Origin of the sequence: Micromonospora sp. Mcm103, assembly GCF_024519755.1 — a bacterium.
Taxonomy (GTDB): Bacteria; Actinomycetota; Actinomycetes; order Mycobacteriales; family Micromonosporaceae; genus Micromonospora; species Micromonospora aurantiaca.
In genome coordinates this window covers 89,739-111,856 of record NZ_JALJRJ010000015.1, presented here as the reverse complement: position 1 = coordinate 111,856, position 22,118 = coordinate 89,739, and the positions used below count along the sequence as shown (strand labels likewise).

Annotated in this window: 16 protein-coding genes; 6 read left to right on the top strand and 10 right to left on the bottom strand. The window is 73.6% G+C overall.

What is annotated here, in order from left to right:
- The first annotated feature begins 102 nt into the window (after positions 1-102).
- Positions 103-1,515, top strand: a complete 1,413-nt coding sequence (locus OC439_RS19355; protein ID WP_262014646.1) for a PhoX family protein — start codon at positions 103-105, stop codon at positions 1,513-1,515.
- Between the two features lie 68 nt (positions 1,516-1,583).
- Here OC439_RS19355 and OC439_RS19350 read toward each other — a convergent pair whose 3' ends face one another.
- The 3 genes from OC439_RS19350 to OC439_RS19340 all read right to left on the bottom strand — a co-directional run bounded on the left by OC439_RS19350 (position 1,584) and on the right by OC439_RS19340 (position 3,195).
- Complete coding sequence (locus OC439_RS19350) at positions 1,584-2,216, bottom strand: hypothetical protein (protein ID WP_262014645.1); 633 nt, start codon at positions 2,214-2,216, stop codon at positions 1,584-1,586.
- An 82-nt stretch (positions 2,217-2,298) separates the two neighbouring features.
- Entirely contained in the window at positions 2,299-2,508 is a 210-nt protein-coding gene (locus tag OC439_RS19345) for a DUF1818 family protein (RefSeq protein WP_262014644.1), read from the bottom strand.
- A 114-nt stretch (positions 2,509-2,622) separates the two neighbouring features.
- Complete coding sequence (locus OC439_RS19340; protein ID WP_262014643.1) at positions 2,623-3,195, bottom strand: TetR/AcrR family transcriptional regulator; 573 nt, start codon at positions 3,193-3,195, stop codon at positions 2,623-2,625.
- 274 nt (positions 3,196-3,469) lie between these two features.
- On the opposite strand from OC439_RS19340, the gene OC439_RS19335 reads away from it, so the two are divergent.
- The gene (locus OC439_RS19335) at positions 3,470-4,924 is read left to right on the top strand and encodes an MFS transporter (protein ID WP_262014642.1); all 1,455 of its coding nucleotides are present in this window, start codon (positions 3,470-3,472) and stop codon (positions 4,922-4,924) included.
- 73 nt (positions 4,925-4,997) lie between these two features.
- Here the strand turns inward: OC439_RS19335 and OC439_RS19330 are convergent, their stop codons facing one another.
- Both OC439_RS19330 and OC439_RS19325 read right to left on the bottom strand, forming a co-directional pair.
- Positions 4,998-7,676 carry a hypothetical protein gene (locus OC439_RS19330; RefSeq protein WP_262014641.1) on the bottom strand — a complete coding sequence of 893 codons (2,679 nt, stop codon included), beginning with the start codon at positions 7,674-7,676 and terminating at the stop codon, positions 4,998-5,000.
- Positions 7,677-7,791: 115 nt separating this feature from the next.
- A complete protein-coding gene (locus OC439_RS19325; RefSeq protein ID WP_262014640.1) occupies positions 7,792-8,577 on the bottom strand; it encodes an SGNH/GDSL hydrolase family protein in 786 nt (261 codons plus the stop codon).
- A gap of 197 nt (positions 8,578-8,774) precedes the next feature.
- On the opposite strand from OC439_RS19325, the gene OC439_RS19320 reads away from it, so the two are divergent.
- Positions 8,775-10,310: a M1 family metallopeptidase gene (locus OC439_RS19320; RefSeq protein ID WP_262014639.1), complete on the top strand. Its 1,536-nt coding sequence runs from the start codon at positions 8,775-8,777 to the stop codon at positions 10,308-10,310.
- 62 nt (positions 10,311-10,372) lie between these two features.
- The gene (locus OC439_RS19315; RefSeq protein ID WP_262014638.1) at positions 10,373-10,882 is read left to right on the top strand and encodes a hypothetical protein; all 510 of its coding nucleotides are present in this window, start codon (positions 10,373-10,375) and stop codon (positions 10,880-10,882) included.
- A gap of 56 nt (positions 10,883-10,938) precedes the next feature.
- On the opposite strand, the gene OC439_RS19310 is transcribed toward OC439_RS19315, so the two are convergent.
- Both OC439_RS19310 and gltB read right to left on the bottom strand, forming a co-directional pair.
- Positions 10,939-12,444: a glutamate synthase subunit beta gene (locus OC439_RS19310; protein WP_262014637.1), complete on the bottom strand. Its 1,506-nt coding sequence runs from the start codon at positions 12,442-12,444 to the stop codon at positions 10,939-10,941.
- Positions 12,437-17,104 (bottom strand): glutamate synthase large subunit, encoded by a 4,668-nt coding sequence (gltB, locus tag OC439_RS19305; protein ID WP_262014636.1) that lies wholly within the window; start codon positions 17,102-17,104, stop codon positions 12,437-12,439. Before gltB ends, OC439_RS19310 begins: the two co-directional genes overlap by 8 nt.
- 145 nt (positions 17,105-17,249) lie before the next feature.
- Here gltB and OC439_RS19300 point away from each other — a divergent pair, with 145 nt between their 5' ends.
- On the top strand, positions 17,250-18,092 hold the full coding sequence (locus OC439_RS19300) for a GNAT family N-acetyltransferase (protein WP_262014635.1): 843 nt from the start codon (positions 17,250-17,252) through the stop codon (positions 18,090-18,092).
- A 21-nt stretch (positions 18,093-18,113) separates the two neighbouring features.
- Here OC439_RS19300 and OC439_RS19295 read toward each other — a convergent pair whose 3' ends face one another.
- Positions 18,114-19,301 (bottom strand): FAD-dependent oxidoreductase, encoded by a 1,188-nt coding sequence (locus tag OC439_RS19295; protein WP_013287548.1) that lies wholly within the window; start codon positions 19,299-19,301, stop codon positions 18,114-18,116.
- Positions 19,302-19,312: 11 nt separating this feature from the next.
- Positions 19,313-20,527, bottom strand: a complete 1,215-nt coding sequence (gene lgt, locus OC439_RS19290) for a prolipoprotein diacylglyceryl transferase (RefSeq protein ID WP_262014634.1) — start codon at positions 20,525-20,527, stop codon at positions 19,313-19,315.
- A 102-nt stretch (positions 20,528-20,629) separates the two neighbouring features.
- On the opposite strand from lgt, the gene OC439_RS19285 reads away from it, so the two are divergent.
- Complete coding sequence (locus OC439_RS19285; protein ID WP_262014633.1) at positions 20,630-21,181, top strand: NUDIX hydrolase; 552 nt, start codon at positions 20,630-20,632, stop codon at positions 21,179-21,181.
- A gap of 129 nt (positions 21,182-21,310) precedes the next feature.
- Here the strand turns inward: OC439_RS19285 and trpA are convergent, their stop codons facing one another.
- Positions 21,311-22,114, bottom strand: a complete 804-nt coding sequence (gene trpA / locus OC439_RS19280; protein ID WP_262014632.1) for a tryptophan synthase subunit alpha — start codon at positions 22,112-22,114, stop codon at positions 21,311-21,313.
- Positions 22,115-22,118: the final 4 nt, after the last annotated feature.

Sequence of the window (22,118 nt, the reverse complement as noted above, 5' to 3'; positions counted from 1 at the left end):
TTCGTCCACTGTTCACCCGGCTACCGACGGGCGCGCCGCCCGCCGTTCCCCCGGCCCGGCTTGCCTTCGGTCAGGCAATCGTGCGCACAGGAAGGCGACGACGTGACCACCTCACCTCTCCCCCGGCGGTCCCTGCTGCGCGGCGGCGTGGCCGGCGGACTCGGCATCATGGTGGCCGGCAGCCTGGAGGCGATCGCCGGACCGGCGGCGGCCCGGCCCGCGTGCCGCCCCGCCGTCGGCTACGGCGACCTGGTGCCGGACCCGGCCGGCCTGCTGGCGCTGCCGCCGGGCTTTTCCTACACGGTCGTCGCGCAGGCGGGCGCGACGCTGCTGGAGTCCGGGCAGCCCACCCCGAGCGACGCGGACGGCACCGGCTGCTTCCGCGGCCCGCACGGCTCGGTGCTGGTGAACAACCACGAGATCGGCGGCGACGAGCCGTACCCGGTGCCGCCGCTACCAGGCCTCACCTACGACCCGGGCGCCCGCGGCGGCACCACCACCATCGAGGTGGACCGGCACGGGCGGCGGCTGCGCGAGTACGTGAGCGTGGCCGGCACGCACAACAACTGCGCCGGCGGCATCACCCCGTGGGGCACGTGGCTGACCTGCGAGGAGACCGAGCAGCGGGCCGGTGGGCGGTATCTGAAGGACCACGGGTACGTCTTCGAGGTCGACCCGCACGACAGGTCCGCCAACACCGACCCGGTGCCGCTGACGTTCCTCGGGCGGTACTCCCACGAGGCCGTCGCGGTCGACCCGTACACCCACTCGATCTACCTGACCGAGGACGCGAGCGGGCCCAACGGCCTGTACTTCCGGTGGACGCCGCCGCCCGGCTTCCGGGCCGGCAAGGGCGCGCTGCGGGCGCTCGCCCAGCGGCCCGACGGCGGCACGGCGGGCAGCCTCGCCGCGATGCGCTGCCTGCGCGGCGACACGCACGTGGCCGACCTGTCCGAGGCCACCACACCCGGCACCCGCTACCGGGTCCAGTGGGTCGAGGTACCCGACCGCGACGCCCGCACCGTGTCCGTACGCAAGCAGTTCACCGACGCCGAGGTGACCCGCAGCCGCAAGCTGGAGGGCGCCTGGTGGGGCGACGGCGGCGCGTACTTCGTGGCCAGCTACGCCCGGCACGACGACGGCAGCGCCAACGAGCACGACGGGCAGGTGTGGTTCTACGACCCGCGCCGGCAGACCGTCACGCTGAAGACCATCTTCGGGGTGAACACCGACCCGGAGGCCGACCACGGCAACTACGACGGGCCGGACAACATCACCGTCTCGCCGTACGGCGGGGTGATCCTGGCCGAGGACGGCGAGGGCGTGTCGCACCTGGTCGGCGTCACCGAGCAGGGCACTGCGTATCCGCTGGCGCGCAACGAGCTGAACGACAGCGAGTTCACCGGGCCGACGTTCAGCGCGGACGGGAGGACGCTGTTCGCCAACATCCAGTCGCCGGGGTACGTGTTCGCGATCACCGGACCGTGGGGGCGGCCGGGTAACGGGCACCGCTGAGGAAGCGCTGGCCGGCGGTTCCCCAGGGGGCGGGAACCGCCGGCTGCCCTACCTGAAATCGGTGACCCTCAGGAGCCATCACTCGGCGGGCGTGAACGAGGGGTGATCAAGCGCGAGATCTGCGCCCGAAGCCGGTGATCATCCGGCGGCACGACTCGGTAGCCCAAACGCTCCAACTCGGCCAGTGCCGTACCGGTATTGCGCCGGACCACCGCAGCGATCTGCCTGCGCCGGTAATCCGTGCGGGTCGATTCGATCAACTGCCGCCAACCGTTCTTGGCCTCGACGAGCCCTTCGATGATCAGGCATTCGAGGACGTCCTCGAGCGCGGGACGAAACCTTCGTCCGCCGACCGGCAGGTGAATCTTGCTGAGCCCGCCGGCACCCTTCCGCCCCAACTCGGAGAGAAAGGTCTCGAACGTCGGATGGCTGGCGCAGACCTGAAGGTGGGCCTCGGTGTACTGCTCCTTGTTCCGCTGAAAGTCGTAGTGCAGCAGCGGCTCAGGTGTGCCGCCGAATTTGAGCGCACAGTAGGACGCTTCGACAGTGAGGAACTTGCCTTCGTCATGGTCGAGGGTGAGGAGACATTGCACATCGAGCCAGATGCCGGTCCTCGCCGCCGAGCGCATACGCACTGGCTGCGACCGGAGCCCGTCGAGCTGAGTCCCGACCACGGCCTGCTTGGGCGACACCTTTGCCACGACTCGCGCGTTGTCACAGACCGTCTTGTTCAATAAGCCCTGCAGAGTATCGGCGAACTGTCGAGCCTGTGGCCCGAGTGCGCTACGCCCGCGTGTTGCCAATGGACATCCATAGCTTCTGCGCTTCAACGGAGCAGAAGTCACGCCGTTCTGCCATCTCGGCGAGCTGCCGGTAAGTCAGGTGCATCTGTTCGAGTTCCTGCTCGACGGCATCTCGCCACTCGTCGCCAGTCATCTCGATCACGAGTGAGCCTGGCACCTGGTAGGGAGCACTTGTCACCACGACCTCCACCGCACTCGATCTCCGCCTACACGATGCTAGGCATACAGCAAGATCTTTATCTACCCGGCGTCGCCGAATGACCACTTCCAGTCACTCGAATCCCGCCTTCAACCGACCAGAACGTCAGGCCGGCGGGCGCAGGCCGTCGAGTGCGATGGCCAGGACGCGGTCGCGCTGGGCCGGGTCCGGGAACTGATATGCGGCCAGCCCGCTGATCAGCCGGATCACGTCGTCGAAGCCGGCGTCCGGCCGGGCCGCGCCGGCCTCCTGGGCGCGGCGCAGCAGCGGCTCGCCGGTCGCGTAGATCTCGGTGCGGCAGCTGCGGAACACCTCGGAGTCGTGCACCAGCTCCTCGGCCAGCGCCCGCTTGGTGGCCACATAGGCGACGAACCGGTGCAGCCAGCCGACCAGGGCGTCCCACGGCGGCTCGTCGGCCAGGTCGGCGGCGGAGGCGCTGAGCGCGCGCACCTCCTCGACGTAGACCGCCTCGAACAGGTCCCGCCGCTGGGGGAAGTTGCGGTAGAGCGTGCCGATGCCCACGCCCGCCCGGCGGGCGATCTCCTCCAGCGACGCGCCCGCGCCGTGCTCGCCGAAGACCTCGCGGGCGGCGGCGATCAGCGCGTCGTAGTTGCGGCGGGCGTCGGCCCGTTTCGGGCGGCGGGAGAAGACCTCACCGGGCACGTCGGCGTCGGTCATGACGCGCGTCACCCCTTCCGTCTTGCAACCGGAGGCACCCCTCCGCTAGGTTAATGGAGGCAAGCCTCCGGTTACTGACCGGAGCCACCCCTCCGGATAGCTTACTCCGGACTTCCGGCCGCCCTCCGGCCACGCGATCCTCGCGCCTCGACACGGACCCGGGAGGTCCCACCATGCCCGCCGACCGCTGAGCGCCCGCACAACCCGGCCGCCACCGCCGCACGACCGCGCGAGCGGCCCCCAGTCTCGTACCGACAACGGGGAGTTCTCCCACATGATCCACTCATCAGGGCGCGGCTCTCGCCGGCTCACCTTCCTCGTGCTGGCCGCCGGCACCGGATTCTTCGCGATGCTCCAGTCGCTGATCACGCCGGTGCTGCCCACCATCCAGCACGACCTGCACACCTCGCCCAACACGGTGACCTGGGTGCTCACCGCCTACCTGCTCTCCGCGTCCGTCTTCACGCCGATCATCGGCCGCGTCGGCGACATGGTCGGCAAGGAGAAGACGCTCGTCTTCTCGCTCGCCGCGCTCGCGCTGGGCTGCCTGCTGGCAGCCGTCGCCCCCAGCATCGGCGTGCTGATCGCCGCCCGCGTGGTGCAGGGCATCGGCGGCGCCGTCTTCCCGCTCTCGTTCGGCATCATCCGCGACGAGTTCCCGGCCGCCCGGGTCAGCTCGGCCGTGGCCTCGATCTCCGCGGTCGTGGCCGTCGGCGGCGGGCTGGGCGTGGTGCTGGCCGGGCCGATCGTGGCCACGCTGGGCTACCGGTGGCTGTTCTGGATCCCGCTGGTGGTGGTCGGCCTGACCGCGCTCGCCGCGCACCGGTTCGTGCCACGCTCGCCGGTACGCACCCCGGGCCGGATCAACTGGCTCAGCGCCGTACTCCTGTCCGGCTGGCTGGTGGCGCTGCTGCTGCCGGTCAGCAAGGGCGCCGCGTGGGGCTGGGGCTCCGGCCGGGTGGTCGGACTGCTGACGCTGGCCGCGGTGCTCGCCGCCGCCTGGCTGGCGACCGAGGCCCGCGCCGCGAACCCGCTGATCGACCTGCGGATGATGCGCCTGCCGGCGGTCTGGACCACGAACCTCGTCGGGTTGCTCTACGGCGCCTCGATGTTCGCCGTGTACGCGTTCCTGCCGCAGTTCGCGCAGATCCCGACCAGCGCCGGCTACGGCTTCGGCGCCAGCGTCACCCAGGCCGGGCTGCTGATGCTGCCGATGCTCGTCGGCATGTTCGTGGCCGGCCTGCTGGCCGGACGGCTGCAGTCCCGGTTCAGCGCCAAGGCGCAGCTGAGCACCGGCGCGGTGTTCAACGTGGCGGCCGCCGCCATGCTGACCGTCGCGCACGACACCCGCTGGCAGGTCGGGATCGCCGGTGGCCTGGTCGGCCTCGGCATCGGGCTGGCGTTCGCCTCGATGGCGAACCTGATCGTGGCGAACGTGCCGGCCGGGCAGACCGGCGCGGCGACCGGCATGAACGCCAACATCCGCACCATCGGCGGCGCGATCGGCGCGGCGCTCGCCAGTGCCGTGATCACCGCGAATCCGCAGCCGAGCGGGCTGCCCCGGGAGGCCGGTTTCACCGCGGGCTTCCTGCTGCTCACCGGCATCTCGGTGGCCGCGGCGCTGGCCGCGCTCGCCGTACCCTCCGGCCGCCGCCGGTGGCCCCGGCGGCGGATCGGGCCGGCGGTGCCGGACCTGGCGCCGGCCGCGGAGCTGGTCCCGGCCCGCTGACCTGAGCCCTCTCGTTCCGTGGATCTTGGTACGCGGGCGCCCCTTGCGGGGCGTGCGCGTACCAAGATCTCGCCTAGCGTGGTGCGACGCGGCAGCCGGGGTCGGGTCCGGTGTCGGCCACGCCGCAGTGGAACACCTCGACCGGGGCGGCGTCCACGTCGGGCACCTTCGCCACGGTGAGCAGCGCCAGCCGCTTCGCCACCGGTTCGCCGGAGTCCGGGGCGTACCGGATGAGGCCGCTGACCCCCGGGTAGCCGCCGGCGGCGTTCTGCCGCAGCACCTCGGCGTGCACCCCGACCGGGTTGACCGAGCGGGGCTCCCAGCGGCGGCCGGTGTCGGCGTGGCGCAGCCGGGCGGCGAGGCTCTCCAGCGCGCGTACCGTCATCATGGTGGCGTCGTAGGCCAGGCTGACCCGCTCGCCGACCGGCGGACCGGTCCCGGCGCGGCATCGGGGCGGGTCGAGCAGGCCGTCCGCGCCGATCCAGGTGAGGAAACTGCCCCGGGCGTCGTCGCGCCCGGCCTGCGCGGCCCGCAGCGACGCGCACGTGGCCAGCGCGGCCTTCGACACGTACGTGACCGGCAGGTTGCCCGGCGCGCTGGCGCGCAGCCCCGGGTTGGCCATGTAGCGGTTCACCGAGTCGTCGGCGACCAGGTGCCGGGGCGGGTTCGCGCCGCACTCCTTGAGCGCGCGCATGAACCCGTCGAACTCCGACCAGCGGCCGGCGAAGAAGAGCATCCCCGGGTAGCCGCACTCCTGGGTGAGCCGCCGCCCGCTGCGCCACTCGTCGAGCCGGGTGATCCGGTCGCCGAAGCGTTCCCGCAGGCCGTCGACGAGGGTGGCGACGTACAGGTCGTCGGTGAGCGAGCTGCCCTCGCCGGTGGTCCAGTAGACGTGCGCCTCCCCCACCCGCAGCACCTGCCGGGCGTACGCCTCGACCATCCGGGCCTGGTCCCGGTTCGGCGCCGACATGGCCAGGTAGAGGCTGGAGTTGGCGTCCATCCGGTCGGCGGACAGCGTGGGGGCGAGCACCGGCAGGCCGACCCGGTTGAGTTCGCGCAGCGCCGCCGCCGTGCTGGTGCGGCTGTCCACCAGACCGACCACGCCGAGCACTGTGGGGTCGTCGCGGGCCAGCCCTTCCAGCATCCGTACCGCGTCGTCGGCGTGCCGCATCTGCCGGCCGGCGTTCGCCACCACGATGTGCAGCAGCGCCGCGTCGTCCGCCGCCGCCGACTCCTGGAGCAGGGCGTACTGGGCGGTGGCCATGCCCTCCAGTTCCTCCCGCTCGGAGACGTAGGACTCCTCGTCGGCGCGGGTCCGGTTGCCGGTGAGGCTGCCCAGGTAGACAAGCGTCAGGTAGGGGCGGCGGTGCTCGCTGCGCCGCCACACCTCCTCGGCGGCCCGGTTCTGGGCGAAGATGCGCCGCTGCACGGCGCGCAGCCGGTCCTGCCCGGGTTCGCTGTTGAAGACCTGCCCGGCGGTGTCGCTGTAGCCGACGCACTCCCCGCCGACGAGCCGCACGGTGACCCGGTCGGTGGGCCAGGGGCGGCAGTCCGGCGCCCACCGCCCGTGCGCCCACACGCCCAGCCCGGCGACGAGCGCCAGGGCCACCGCGGCGGGTAGGAACCGCCGTGCCCACCAGGGCGGGTCGGGCGCGACAAGGGCCGGCGGGACGCCTCCCACCGGGACGTCGGCGTCCCGGTCGTCCGCCTCCAGCAGGATCAGCCAGGCGCCGGAGCGACGCAGCCGGCGGTTCTCCGGCAGCGCCTCGGCCCACTCCTCGTACGCCTCCTCGGCCTCGGCCAGCGGCCGGGCCGCGGCCGGTTCCGGCGGCGGGTCGGCGGCGACCGCGACGACGAGCAGCGGATCGTTGCGGCCGGTCTCGTTGCGCACCTCGTCGACGAGCCGGACCAGCGTGTGCCCGACGTTGTCCGGCCGCGCGCCGTCGAGCACCAGCACCGGGTAGGCGGTGCGGCGCCAGTCCCCGGGCCGCCAGAACCGCCGCCGGTACGCCAGGCGCAGGTCCTCCAGGAACGCGTGCAGCAGCAGCTTCTCCACCTGGGCCGGGTGTTCGCCGTCGCGCCAGCCGGCGGTGAGCCGCTCGGCGAAGCCGAGGAACGTCACCGACTGCCGGGGCGCCAGGTACTGCTGGCGCATGAACCAGCGGTACTGCCGTCCGACGAGCGGCACCCGGCCGGAGACGGCGATCCGGAACACGACGCCGGGTACGGCCCGCCACAGCAGCCAGAGCAGCAGGTGCAGTGCGGCGCCGAGGCCGGAGTCGCCGCCGACCTGGGGGTCCTCTCCGGCACGCCGTCCCCGCCAGTCCCGTAGCCGGCGCACCAGCGCGGCCCGGCCGCTGTCGGCGGCGTCCAGGTCCACGGCGAGCGTCTGGTGCATCAGCCAGTCGGCCAGCGGGTAGTGCCGGAACCGCAGCCGGGGCGCGCCGAACGCCTCCACGGAGAGCTGCCGGTGCAGCTCGCGCAGCACGGCCGCGACGTCGTCGCCGGCGGGCCGGCCGGTCAGGTCCAGCACGGCGTGCGGTACCCGCCGCCCGGCCCGGCGCGCCGCGAAACGCCGTAGCAGGGCCGCGACCGCGCCGTCCCCGGTGGGCCGGACCAGCCAGAGCAGTGGGAGCCGGCGGTCACCGCGGCGTGGACGCCGCAGCAGCCGGGCCAGCAGGGTGAGCAGTTCCGGGCCGCCGGCCGGGAGTTGCTCGCGGACCGGCCGCGGCCGGGTCACCGGTTCGCGCATGGTCACCTCCGGGTCACACGGGGTGTCGCACCATTGTCGACGTTCGATGCAACCCGGCACGGCGGGGCCCCGCTCGACGGACGGGTGTCGAGCGGGGCCCCTCCTCGCGTGCGGATCAGCCGATGGCGGCGGTCAGCGCGGCCAGGTAGCCGTAGCGGTAGCCGTTCGCGTTCGGGTGGTACGCCTCGATGACACCGCTGACGTCACGGATCCACGGGTCGGCGGCGCACACGCCGTGCCCGGCGAAGAACGGCCGCGCGTCGACGAAGGTGCCGCCGGCGGCGGCGGCCCGGCCGGAGATGACGCCGTTGAGCGTGTCGGCGGCCTGGTTGAGGATGGTGCGCTTGTAGCTGCTCATGGCGAGCAGTCCACAGGAGCCGGTCTCGAACAGCCGCGGGTAGCCGAGCACCACCAGCCGGGCGTTCGGGGCCCGGTTGCGGATCGCGGTGTACGTGGCGTCGAGCCGGGCGGGCAGCGTGGCGGTGGCGAACGCCTTCGACTCGTTCACCGCGCTCTCGCAGCTGGACGTGCTGCCGAAGCGGCAACTGGTCATCACGTCGGCGAAGCCGGCGTCGTTGCCGCCGATGGTGATGGTGACCAGCGTGGTGCTGCTGCTGAGCTGGCCGACCTGGTTGGCCAGCACGTCGGCGGTGACCGCGCCGCCGCAGGCCGGGAACTTGAAGCTGGTGACCGAATGGGCGGCGGCCCAGAGCGGGGCGTACGACTTCTGGCTGCGCAGGCAGGTGGACAGGTCGTACGGGCCGGCGCCGACCCCGGAGGAGTAGGAGTCGCCGAGGGCGACGTAGTTGACGGTGGCCGCCCGGGCGGCGCCGGGCAGGAGCACGGCGCCGAGGACGGCCGCCAGGAGGGCGGCGAACGCGGTACGGACGCGACGGGGCATGGCAGAGCCTCCACGGTGCAGGGGTGGTGGAGCCCGTTGACCGCGCGCGTGGCCGAGGGATCGGTGCTGTTACTGGTCGGTAATGCTATCGAAACATCCGTCGAAATTGAATAGCCCCGATCGACCGGACAGGACAGATACGTTCACATGTGTCGATTAGCTTGACGGTGACGACACCCGACGGAGGGAGTCCCACCGTGCGACGCGCACTCACGGCGGCCATCGCCGCCCTGACCCTCACCACGGCCGGCACCACAGTGACCGGTGCCCCCGGCCAGGCCGCCCCCACCGGATGGGGCCGGCCGCAACCCGCGGCGGCCACCCCGACGCCGGGCAGCCCCGGGCTGGGCGACAGCTACTTCCCCGACTACGGCAACGGCGGCTACGACGTCGGCCACTACGACATACGGCTGCGCTACGAGCCGGCCACCGACCGGCTCAGCGGCACCACCACGATCCTCGCCACCGCCACCAAGGACCTGTCCCGGTTCAACCTGGACTTCGCACTCGACGTCGAGTCGGTGCGGGTCAACGGGTGGGTCGCCGGCTTCACCCGGGCCGGCGACCACGAGCTGGTGATCACCCCGGCCCGGCCGCTGACGAAGGGCCAGCAGCTCACCGTGGTGGTGAGGTACGCCGGCGTGCCGTCGCAGACCACCGTCTACGGCTACACCGCCTGGACCCGTACCGCCGACGGGGCGCTCGCCGTCAACGAGCCCGAGTCGGCCTGGTGGTGGTACCCGAGCAACGACCACCCGAAGGACAAGGCCACCTGGGACGTCTCGGTGTCCGTGCCCACCGGTGTCGAGGTGATCAGCAACGGCGTGCAGCCGCGCGACCCGCTGCCCGAGGCCGGCAACCGCACCCGGTGGAGCTGGCGCAGCGTCAGGCCCGGTGCCACCTACCAGGCGTTCCTCGCGATCGGGCAGTACGACATCGTCACCGGCACCGCGCCGAACGGGCAGCCGGTGGTGAACGCGTACAGCACCACGCTCGGCGAGCGCCTGCCGGCCGCGCGGGCCAGCATCGAACGCACCGCCGAGATCGTCGACTGGGAGAGCGGGCTGTTCGGCCCGTACCCGTTCGAGGCGCAGGGCGGCGTGGCCGGGCCGGTCGACGGCATCGGCTTCGCCCTGGAGACACAGACCCGCCCGGTGTACGGGCCCGGCTTCTGGCGGCGCGGCGCCAACACGTACGTGGTGGTGCACGAGAACGCCCACCAGTGGTTCGGCGACTCGGTGTCGGTGGCCGACTGGCGGCACATCTGGCTCAACGAGGGCTTCGCCTCGTACGCCGAGTGGCTCTGGTCCGAGGAGCAGGGCGAGGGCACCGCGCAGGAGCTGTTCGACTTCACCTACGACAGCTACCCGGCCGACTCCGAGTTCTGGCAGGTACGCCCCGGCGCCCCAGGCCCGAGCGGGATCTTCGACGACGCCGTCTACGACCGCGGCGCGATGGCGCTGCACCAGATCCGGCTCGCCGTCGGCGACACCGCGTTCTTCCGCATCCTGCGCACCTGGACGGCCAAGCGGCAGTACGGCAACGGCACCGTCGCGCAGTTCCAGGCGCTCGCCGAGCGGATCTCCGGGCGGGACCTCGACGCGGTGTTCACCACCTGGCTGTTCACGCCCGGCCGGCCCACCGTGGCCGCCACCGCGCGGACGACCGCCGCACCGGCGCAGCCGGCCTCGTGGGCGAAGATCCGAGCGGCGCACGACCTGCTCGGCCGCTGACGGCGTCGTCCGGGCCGGTCCGCTTCCGGCGGGCCGGCCCGGTTCGTCCGAGGAGGAAACCGGTGATACACAACGTCCATGAACGACACCTGCCGGTGCCGGCTTCGGCGGCCGGGGCGCTGATCGACTCGCTGGCCGGGCCGGAGGACCGCCTCTGGCCGCTGCGGCGCTGGCCGGCCATGCGCCTGGACCGGCCGTTGGGGGTCGGTGCCACAGGCGGCCACGGGCCGGTCCGCTACACGGTGCAGGACTACCGGCCCGGCGCGTACGTGCGCTTCCGGTTCCTCGCTCCGGCCGGCTTCCGCGGCCACCACGAGTTCGAGGTGCTGCCCGGGACCGGCGACGGGTGTCTGCTGCGCCACCGGCTGGTGATGACCGCGCACGGGTCCGCGCGGGTGAGCTGGCCGCTGTTCTTCCGTCCGCTGCACGACGCGCTGGTGGAGGACAGCCTCGACACCGCTGTGGTCAGCCTCGGCCTGGCCCGGCCAGCGCCGAGGCGCTGGCCGGCGCGGGTACGCGTCCTGCGCGGGCTGGCCCGGACAGTGAGCCGCGGCCGACGCACGGTCCGGTGAGTTTGTTAAGAAGGGCCCCCTCCTCTGCCTGAGGCGTTAAGAGGGGGCCCTTCCTTTCACCTGGCGGCGAGCGGCTGGCGGGCCGGGTCGACCGGGGCGGGCAGCTCCCCCACCCCGCCGAGGTACGTGTGGATCGCCGCCGCGGCGGCGCGTCCCTCGGCGATCGCCCAGACGATCAGCGAGGCCCCCCGGTGCATGTCACCGGCGACGAAGACACCGTCGGCGGCCTGCCAGTCGGGGCCGGAGTCGATCGCGCCCCGGCGGTTGCGGGTCACCCCGAACTGGGCCAGCAGCGGCTGCTCCTCGGTGCCCTCGAAGCCGATGGCGAGCAGCACCAGGTCGGCCGGGATCTCCCGCTCGGAGCCGGGCAGCGGGGTGACGATGCGGCGGCCGTCCACCTTCTCCACTGTCACCTCGGCGATCCGGACCGCGCGGACCTGGCCGGTGCCGTCGTCCACGAACTCCTGCACCGCGACGGCGAAGACCCGCTCGCCGCCCTCCTCGTGCGCCGGGTAGTTGCGCAGCACCCAGGGCCAGGTCGGCCACGGGTCCCGCGCCGCGTCGCGCTCGGCCGGCGGCTCCGGGTAGAGGTCGAACTGGTGGACGCCCGCCGCGCCCTGCCGGTGCGCCACACCGAGGCAGTCCGCGGCGGTGTCGCCACCTCCGATGATCACCACGTGCTTGCCGGCGGCGTCGATCGGCGTACCGTCGGGCAGCGTGGCGAGCACGGGCCGCCCGTCCCCGGCGGCGGCCACCACCCGGTTCGCGGCGACCAGGTGCGCCATCGCCTGGTGCACGCCGCGCAGCGCCCGGCCGGGCGTCTCCGGGGTGTCGCGCCCCTGCAACGCGCCGCAGGCCAGCAGCACCGCGTCGTGCTCGGCGCGCAACTGCTCGGCGGTCACGTCGACGCCCACCTCGACACCGGTCCGGAACCGCACACCCTCGGCGGTGAGCTGGGCCAGCCGCTTGTCGATGTGCTGCTTCTCCAGCTTGAAGTCGGGGATGCCGTAGCGGAGCAGGCCGCCGATCGCGTCGTCGCGCTCGTACACGGTGACCGTGTGACCGGCGCGGGCGAGCTGCTGCGCGGCGGCCAGCCCGGCCGGACCGGAGCCGACCACCGCCACCGACCGGCCGGTCGCGGCGGACGCGGGCCGGGGCCGCAGACCGTCGCGGGCCACGGCCGCGTCGGCGATCTCCACCTCGACCTGCTTGATGGTGACCGGCTGCTGGCCGCCGAGGCCGAGCACGCAGGCCGCCTCGCACGGCGCCGGGCATAGCCGGCCGGTGAACTCGGGGAAGTTGTTCGTGGCGTGCAGCGACTCCACCGCGGCGTCCCAGTTGCCGGTGCGGACCAGATCGTTCCAGTCCGGGATGCGGTTGCCCAGCGGGCAGCCGTCGTGGCAGAACGGGATGCCGCAGTCCATGCACCGGGTGGCCTGCTCGCGGATCAGCTCCTCACCGGCCGGCGGGTAGACCTCCCGCCAGTCGGAGATGCGTACCGGCACCGGACGGCGGGCCGGCAGCCGCCGGTCGTAGCGCAGGAAACCGTTCGGGTCAGGCACGAGCCACCTCCTGGGCGACCGCCCGGGGCGCGGGCGGTACCGGCGCGGCCGACGGCACGCTGAGCGCGCTCATCACCGCGTCGTCGACGTCTCGGCCGGCGGCTTCGGCGGCCCGCATGATCTCCATGACCCGGCGGTAGTCCCGGGGCACCACCGCGGTGAACTCCTCCACCGCCTGCGGCCAGCGCTTGAGCAGGTCCTCGGCGACCGCCGAGTCCGTCTCGGCGAAGTGCCGCTGGACCAGCTCGTGCAGCCGGTCGCGTTCCTCGTCGCGCAGCGGCGACAGGTCGACCAGCTCGGCGTTCACCAGCCGCTCGTCGAGCCGGTGCACGAACGCGGTGCCACCGGACATGCCGGCGGCGAAGTTGCGCCCGGTCGGCCCGAGCACCACGACGGTGCCGCCGGTCATGTACTCGCAGCCGTGGTCGCCGAGGCCCTCGACCACCGCGACCGCGCCGGAGTTGCGCACCGCGAACCGCTCCCCCACCCGGCCGCGCAGGTACACCTCGCCGCCGGTGGCGCCGTACAGGATGGTGTTGCCGGCGATGATCTGGTCCTCGGCGCGGCGGCCCGGCGTGGCGTCCACGCCGACGAACGGCGCGTCGGCGTCCGGCCGGACCACGATCCGGCCGCCGGACAGTCCCTTGCCGACGTAGTCGTTGGCGTCGCCGTACAGACGCAGCGTGACCCCGCGCGGCAGGAACGCGCCGAACGACTGGCCGGCGGTGCCGCGCAGCCGGAACTCGATCGTGTCGTCGGGCAGGCCGTCGCCGCCGAATCGGCGGGTCACCTCGCCGCCGAGCATCGCGCCGACGCTGCGGTGCTCGTTGCGGACCTCGACCTCGACCCGGACCGGGGTACCGTCGCGCAGCGCCGGCCCGGCCAGCTCGATGAGCCGGTTGTCCAGCGCCGCGTCGAGGCCGTGGTCCTGGGCGCGTACGCCCCGGCGGGCCGCACCCTCGGGCAGCTCCGGCAGGTGCAGCACGCGGCTCAGGTCGAGCCCGTGGCCCTTCCAGTGGTCGATCGCGCCGGCCACGTCGAGCAGCTCGGTGTGGCCGATCGCCTCGTCGATGCTGCGGAAGCCCAGCTCGGCGAGGTAGCCGCGGACCTCCTCGGCGAGGAACAGGAAGAAGTTCTCCACGAACTCCGGCTTGCCGGTGAAGCGCTCGCGCAGCACCGGGTTCTGGGTGGCGATGCCGACCGGACAGGTGTCCAGGTGGCACACCCGCATCATCACGCAGCCCTCGACGATCAGCGGCGCGGTGGCGAAGCCGAACTCCTCGGCGCCGAGCAGCGCCGCGATCAGCACGTCCCGGCCGGTCTTGAGCTGGCCGTCGACCTGCACGGTGACCCGGTCGCGCAGCTTGTTGAGCAGCAGCGTCTGCTGCGCCTCGGCCAGGCCCATCTCCCACGGGGTGCCGGCGTGCTTGAGCGAGTTGAGCGGGGACGCGCCGGTGCCGCCGTCGTGCCCGGAGATCAGGATGACGTCGGCCTTGAGCTTGGCCACACCCGCCGCGACGGTGCCCACGCCCACCTCGCTGACCAGCTTGACGTGCACCCGGGCGGCCGGGTTGACGCACTTCAGGTCGTGGACGAGCTGGGCCAGGTCCTCGATGGAGTAGATGTCGTGGTGCGGCGGCGGGGAGATCAGGCCGACGCCGGGGGTGGCGTGCCGGGTCCGGGCGATCCACGGCCAGACCTTGTTGCCCGGTAGCTGCCCGCCCTCGCCGGGCTTCGCGCCCTGCGCCATCTTGATCTGCAGGTCGTCGGCGTTGACGAGGTATTCGCTGGTCACGCCGAACCGGCCGCTGGCGATCTGCTTGACCGCGGAGCGGCGCTCCGGGTCGTGCAGCCGCTCGACGTCCTCGCCGCCCTCGCCGGTGTTGGACTTGCCGCCGAGCCGGTTCATCGCGATGGCGAGCGTCTCGTGCGCCTCCGCCGAGATCGACCCGTACGACATGGCGCCGGTGGCGAAGCGCTTGACGATCTCGGAGGCCGGCTCGACCTCGTCCAGCGGCACCGCCGGACGTACGCCGGTGCGCAGCGTGAACAGCCCGCGCAGCGAGCCCGCCTGCGCGGCCAGCTCGTCGACCTTCGCGGTGTACTGCCGGAACACGTCGTACTGGCGGCTGCGGGTGGCGTGCTGGAGCAGGAAGACCGTCTCCGGGTTGAACAGGTGCAGCTCACCCTCGCGGCGCCACTGGTACTCGCCGCCGACCTCCAGCCGGTCGGTGGCCTGCGCGCCCGGCGCCGGCCAGGCCCGCGCGTGCCGGGCCGCCACCTCGGCGTGGATCTCGTTCAGGCCGATGCCGCCGATGGTGCTCGGCGTGCCGCGGAAGTACCTGTGGACCAGGCGGGTGTCCAGGCCGACCGCCTCGAACACCTGCGCGCCGCAGTACGACGACACGGTCGAGATGCCCATCTTCGACATGATCTTCAGGACGCCCTTGCCGAGCGCCTTGACGTAGTTGCGGACCGCCTTCACCCGGTCGACGCCGGCCAGCACGCCGGTGGAGATCATGTCCTCCACCGACTCGAAGGCCAGGTACGGGTTGACCGCCGCCGCGCCGTACCCGATCAGCACCGCCGCGTGGTGCACCTCGCGGCAGTCGCCGGACTCGACGATCAGCGCCACCTGGGTGCGGGTCTGCTCGCGGACCAGGTGCTGGTGCACCGCGGCGGTGAGCAGCAGCGACGGGATCGGCGCCAGGTCGGCGTTGGAGTCCCGGTCGGAGAGCACCAGGATGCGGACGCCGTCCTCGATCGCCTCGGAGACGTGCCGGCAGATCTCGGTCAGCCGGGCCTTGATGCCGGCGCCGCCGTCGCGCAGGCGGTAGAGCCCGGAGACCCGCACCGCCTTGAAGCCGGGCAGGTCGCCGTCCTCGTCGATGGAGAGGATCTTGGCCAGCTCGTCGTTGTCGATCACCGGGTACGGCAGCACGATCTGCCGGCAGCTCGCCGGGCCCGGGTCGAGCAGGTTGCCCTCCGGCCCGATGGTGGACGCCAGGCTGGTCACCAGCTCCTCCCGGATGGCGTCCAGCGGCGGGTTGGTGACCTGCGCGAAGAGCTGATGGAAGTAGTCGTAGAGCAGCCGCGGCCGGGTGGACAGCGGGGCGATCGGCGTGTCCGTGCCCATCGAGCCGATCGGCTCGGCGCCGGTGCGGGCCATCGGGCCGAGCAGGATCTTCAGCTCCTCCTCGGTGTAGCCGAACGTCTGCTGACGGCGGCGTACCGAGTCGTGGGTGTAGACGGTGTGCTCGCGCGGCGGCAGGTCGTCCAGCTCGATCAGGCCGGCGTGCAGCCACTCCTGGTACGGCTGCTCGGCGGCCAGTTCCGTCTTGATCTCGTCGTCGGAGACGATCCGGCCGTTGACGGTGTCGACGAGGAACATCTTGCCGGGCTGGAGCCGGCCCTTGGCGACCACGGTGGCCGGGTCGAGGTCGAGCACGCCCGCCTCGCTGCCGAGCACCACCAGGCCGTCGGCGGTGTGCCACCAGCGGCCCGGGCGCAGGCCGTTGCGGTCCAGCACCGCGCCGACGATCTCGCCGTCGGTGAACGCGACCGACGCCGGGCCGTCCCACGGCTCCATCAGGCTGGCGTGGAAGCGGTAGAACGCGCGCTTGTCGGCGCGCATGTCCGGGTCGTTCTCCCACGCCTCGGGGATCATCATGAGCACCGCGTGCGGCAGGCTCCGCCCGGCCAGGTGCAGCAGTTCCAGCACCTCGTCGAAGTTGGCCGAGTCGGACGCGGCGGGGGTGCACACCGGGAAGACGCGGCGGATGTTGCCCGGGATGCTCGGGCTGCGCAGCAGCGCCTCGCGGGCCTGCATCCAGTTGCGGTTGCCCCGGATCGTGTTGATTTCGCCGTTGTGCGCGATGAACCGGTACGGGTGCGCCAGCGGCCAGGACGGGAACGTGTTCGTGGAGAAGCGCGAGTGCACCAGCGCGATGGCGCTGACCACCCGCTCGTCGGTCAGCTCCGGGTAGAACGCGGGGAGCTGGTCCGGGGTGAGCATGCCCTTCCACACCATGGTGCGGCCGGACAGCGACGGGAAGTACGCCGGTACGCCCCGCTCGGCGGTCTCCCGCTCGACCTGCTTGCGTAGGCAGAACGCCACCCGGTCCAGGTCGAGCCCGGTCAGCGGGGAGCCGGCCGGGCCGGCCGGCGAGCCGGTCAGCCGGTGCGCGGCGACGAACAGCTGCCGGACCCGGGGCATGGCCGCGAGCGCGGTCTCCCCCAGGCCGGACGGGTCGGTCGGCACCTCGCGCCAGCCGAGCACGTCGGCGCCCTCGACCAGTGCGTACTTGTCCACCACCTGGCGGGCGCGGGCCTCGGCCGCGTCGTCGTCGGGCAGGAACACCAGGCCGGTGGCGTACTGGCCGGCCGGGGGCAGCGGGAAGTCGACGGTGGCGCGCAGGAACGCGTCCGGCACCTGGATCATGATGCCGGCGCCGTCCCCGGTGTTGTGCTCCGCGCCCCGGGCTCCCCGGTGGTCCAGCCGGCACAGCGCCCCGAGGCCGTTCGCGACGACCTGGTGCGAGCGCCGCCCGTGCAGGTCGGCCACGAAGGCCACGCCGCAGGCGTCGTGCTCGTACGCGGGGTCGTAGAGCCCGGTCGTCCGCGGGGCCGACTGCGGGCTGTGAGGGTACGGAAAGGCCACCGGGCCTCCTGTCGTCACTCAGGATGGATCATGATGGGGACGACGTCGGCCCTCTGCGGTTTATTGAGTCTACGTTAGGGCTTCCGGCGCAAGGCCAGTTCAGATTGATCACACTTCCAGATGCTGGGACGTGTAGTCTCGCGCGGTGGATCTCGCACGCGCTGACGTACTCGCCCGGTTGGAGCGGTTCTACGACGCGGTGCCCCGCGACGGGGCCCGGACCGAGGATCACGGCGCCCTGGTGCTGTTCGTCCGCGACGGCGCCGGATGGCCGTTCTACGCCCGGCCCCGGCTCGACGCCACCGACGCGCCCACGCTCGCCGACGTGACGGCGGTCCGCGCCCGGCAGCGGGAACTGGGCCTGCCCGAGGCGTTCGAGTGGGTGCACGAGCACCAGCCCGACCTGCTGGCGGTGGCCCGCTCGGCCGGGCTCAGCGTGCTGGAGGCGCCGCTGATGCTGCTGGAACCGGAGCGGCTGCCCGATCCGGGGACGTTCAGTGACGTACCGGTGCGGGTGCTGGACCCCGGCGACCCCGGCTTCGCGGCGGACATCGCGCTGCGCCGGGCGGTCGCGGCGGTCGGCTTCGCCAACGGCGGCACCGCGCGCGGCGACGCCGGATCGGCCGAGCGGGACGCCGCCCTCGCCCAGCTGGACGTGGCCGCGCTGGAGGAGGAGGCGACCCGGGTCGCCGACGGCCGGCGCATCTCGGTGCTCGCCGAGACGCCCGACGAGGGCGCGCTGGCCAGCGGGATGGCGATGCGGGTCGACGACGTGGCGGAGATCGCCGGGGTGGCCACGCTGCCGTCCGCCCGGCAACGCGGCCTGGGCGCGGCGGTGACCGCCACGCTCGCGCGGGAACTGCGCGCCGCCGGCACCGATCTGATCTTCCTGAGCGCCGGCAGCGAGGACATCGCCCGCGTCTACCTGCGGGTCGGGTTCCGCCGGATCGGCACCGCCTGCATCGCCGAGCCCGCCGCCGTCATCTGAGGCCGCACGCCGCGGCGGAGGTCAGGACGGCGGCTGCCAGGCGGCGGCCGCCGCGGCGGCGGTGTTGCGCAGGCGCGGGCTGATCGTGCCCAGCGCCGCGTCCCGGGCGCGCAGCGCCAGACGGCCCCGGGCCTGCAGGACCGCCGACATCCGCCGGGTCTGCCGGACCATCGTGGCCGCGCGGGGGCGGCGCAACCTGTCGTACGCGGTGACCGCATCCGGCAGCCGCGACTCCCGCAGCAGCCCGGCCAGCGTCGCCGCGTCCTCGAACGCCAGGCAGGCGCCCTGCCCGAGGTGCGGCGGCATGGCGTGCGCGGCGTCGCCGAGCAGCACCACGCCGCCCGGGCCGGCCGGGAAGCCGTACGCCTTCGGCAGCGGCCGCAGCTCACGGATCTCCTGCTGGACCACGTCCTCCGGGTCGGTCGCCTCCAGCAACGTGCCGATCGGCGCCGGCCAGCCCGCGAACCAGCGCTTGAGCAGCGCGAGCTGGATCTCCGGCGGCTCCGGCCGGGGCGCGCCGGCGGCGGTGGCGACCCAGTAGACGCCGCCCCGGCGGGAGGCGCCCGCGGTGCCCCGCTCGCCGAGCGAGGCGGCCAGGAAGCGGTAGCCGGCGCCGAGCGTCTCGCCGTGCACCGGCTGGTCGTCGGGCAGCTGCGGGGCCCGGTACCAGGGGATGACGGCCCGCCAGGCGGCGCACCCGGAGCTGACCACGGCGGTCTCCGGGGCGAGGTGCCGGCGGATCTCGCTGTCGGTGCCGTCGGCGGCCACCACCAGGTCCGCCTCGTAGGTGTGCCGGCCGTCGCCCACCGCCGGGCGCTCGCCCGACGCCGCGCGCACCGTCCGCACTGTCACGCCGGTACGCAGTTCGACCCGGTCACCCAGACCGGCGATGAGCGCGTCGTGCAGGTCCTCCCGGTGCACCACCACCGGCATCCGCTCGGCCGGCGTGGACCGGGCCTGCACCAGCCAGTGCCCGTCGGGACGGCGCACGCCGCCGTCGGGCAGCGGGGTGGCGATCGCGTCCAGCCCGTCGCCCAGCCCGAGGGCGCGCAGCGCGCGTACCCCGTTGGGCCAGAGCACCACGGCGGTCGCCTCCGGGCGAACCCGGTCGGCGCGTTCCAGCAGCGTGACCTGCCAGCCCGACCGGGCCAGCACACCGGCCGCCGCCATTCCGCCGAGGCCGGCGCCGACCACCACCGCGCTGCGCATGACTCCCCCGCTCAGCTGTCCCGGTCCGCCGGGCGCCCGCCGTCGGCCCGGCCGGCGTTCGTCCGCTCGGCGTCCGCCCGTTGCGGGTCGTCCTCGGTGGCGTCGCCGTCCGTCCGCTCGGCCGTCGCGCCGTCGTCGTCCGTGCGGCCCGTCGCGGCGGCGTCGGCGGCGGGCTCGGCCCCTGCCGGTTCGTCGTCCGCCGCCGGCTCCGGGGGCAGCTCGCCGGTCTTCCGGTACGCCTCGAACTGTTCCTCGGTCACCACCCGGTAGCCCTCGGGCACGGCCGGCCGGGCGGCGGCCTCCCGGGCGGACAGGTCGACCTGGGAGACGTCGCTCGCCGCTGCGACAGCGGGAGCCGGCTCGCCCACCGGCACCAGGTATTCGCGCGGGCCGCGGACCCGGATGAAGTAGGCGAGCGCGCCGAGGAAGACCAGCGCGGCGGTCCAGACGTTGAGGCGTACGCCGAGGATCAGGTTCGCCTCGTCGGTGCGCATCAGCTCGATCCAGAACCGGCCCGCCGTGTAACCCATCACGTAGAGCGCGAACGCCCGGCCGCGACCGAGCCGCAGCTTGCGGTCGAGGAACAGCACCAGCGCGGCGACGCCGATGTTCCAGAGCGCCTCGTAGAGGAACGTCGGGTGGTAGAGCCCCGGCTGGAGCACCGGGTTGCCGGCGTCGTCGCGCAGCGCGTGACCCGGGTTGTCCGGGTCCATGACGTGCACTTCCAGGCCCCACGGCAGCGTGGTCCGCCCGCCGTACAGCTCGTTGTTGAACCAGTTGCCCAGCCGGCCGACGGCCTGCGCCAGAGGCAGGCCCGGTGCCAGCGCGTCGGCGATCACGGTGAACGGGATGCCGAGCTGCCGCGCGGCGAGCCACGCGCCGACCGCGCCACCGGCCACCGCGCCCCAGATGCCGAGGCCACCCTCCCAGATGTAGAGCGCCTTGATCGGCTCGCCGCCGGCACCGAAGTATTTCTCCGGCGAGGTGATCACGTGGTAGATCCGCGCGCCGATGATGCCCGCCGGCACGGCCCAGACGGCGATGTCGAGCACCGCGCCCGGCGCCACACCGCGGCGGCGCAGCCGGTACTCGGTGACCACGCAGGCCACCACGATGCCGAGGATGATGCAGAGCGCGTACGCCCGGATCGGAACCGGACCGAGCTGCCAGACGGCGGTGCTGGGGCTGGGCATGGCCGCCAGTGGGGTCATCGGGGCGAGGGTCACGGGTGCACACGGTACCGGTGCGGACTGTGTGTGCGGCACCCCGGGCCGCCTGCCGCGCGGGTCGGATGACTTCTGGTTTGCACGGTCGTAGGCTGTTTGTCCATGAGCCCGCTCACCTGGGCGGTCGCCGCTGTCGTCACCGACGCATCAGGCCGGCTGCTGCTCTGCCGCCGGTCCGAGGGGGCCCGGCGCTGGGGCCTGCCGGGCGGGCGGCTGCGTCACGACGAGAGCCCGGCGGACGCCGTCGTCCGGGCGGTCCGCGCCGAGACCGGCTGGGCGGTGGCGCCGGCCGACCTGGTCGGCCTCTACCGGGTCACCGACCCGCAGGCGCCCGCGCCGCCGGCCGGGCGCTGCGGCGGGCGCCCGGACGTTCTGGTGCACGTGTTCCGCGCCGGGCCGGCCGACGTCGAGCCGTCGGGCGAACCGTCGGCCGGGTGCCTGCCGCGGTGGTGGCCGCCGCAGGAACTGCCCGACGTGCTGACCCCCACCACGCGCGCGGCGATCGCGGACGCGCTCGCCGGCCGCGCCGGCGTGCTGCGGCACACGACCGCCGCCGACGCACTCACGCCACCCGGCGACGGACAGCCCGGCGACGGGCCGCCCGCCCCGCCCGGCCAGCGCGCATCCGAGCAGGCCGACAGCAGTAGCCGCTGACCACCCTCCCGCTCACGCGGAACGCACGCGCATGATCGACACCAGTTCGGCGAAGTGGCGGCGTCCTGGCGTCCATGACCACGCCAGCTCGGCGTAATGGAGTCGATCAAGGGCATGGCGAGCCGGCCGTCAGCGAGCGGGGTTGCGGACGCCCTCGGCCAGTTCGGCGCTGAGCTTGCGCAGGGCGGTCAGGCCGGCGGCCTGATCCGGGGCGTCCAGCACGCAGCGGACCAGCGCGCTGCCCACGATCACCGCGTCGGCGTACCCGGCCACGGTGGCGGCCTGCGCACCGGTGCCCACGCCCAGCCCGACGCCGACCGGGATGTCGGTGACCTCGCGCAGCCGGGAGACCAGGATCGGCGCCGCCTCGGAGGTCTGCGCGCGGGCGCCGGTGACGCCCATGATCGCGGTGGCGTAGACGAAGCCGCGGCAGTGCTCGGCGGTCATCCGCAGCCGCGCGTCGGTCGAGGACGGCGAGACCAGGAACGTGCGGTCCAGGCCGTGCGCGTCGGAGGCGGCCAGCCACTCGGCGGCCTCGTCCGGGATCAGGTCCGGGGTGACCAGGCCGGTGCCGCCGGCGGCGGCCATGTCGCGGGCGAACGCGTCCACGCCGTACTGCTCGATCGGGTTCCAGTAGGTCATGGTGACCACGCTCGCCCCGGTCGCGGCGACCGCCTCGACCACGCGCAGCGCGTCCGCGACGCGGACACCGCCAGCCAGCGCGATGTCGCTCGCCTTCTGGATGACCGGGCCGTCCATCACCGGGTCGGAGTACGGGATCTCCACCTCGATGACGTCCACGCCCGCCTCGACCATGGCCTTCATGGCGGCGATGCTGCCCTCGACGGTCGGGAAGCCCGCCGGCATGCAGCCGACCAGCACCGCCCGCCCGTCCGCCCGCGCCTTGTCGAAGGCGACCCCGATGCGGCTCACGCTG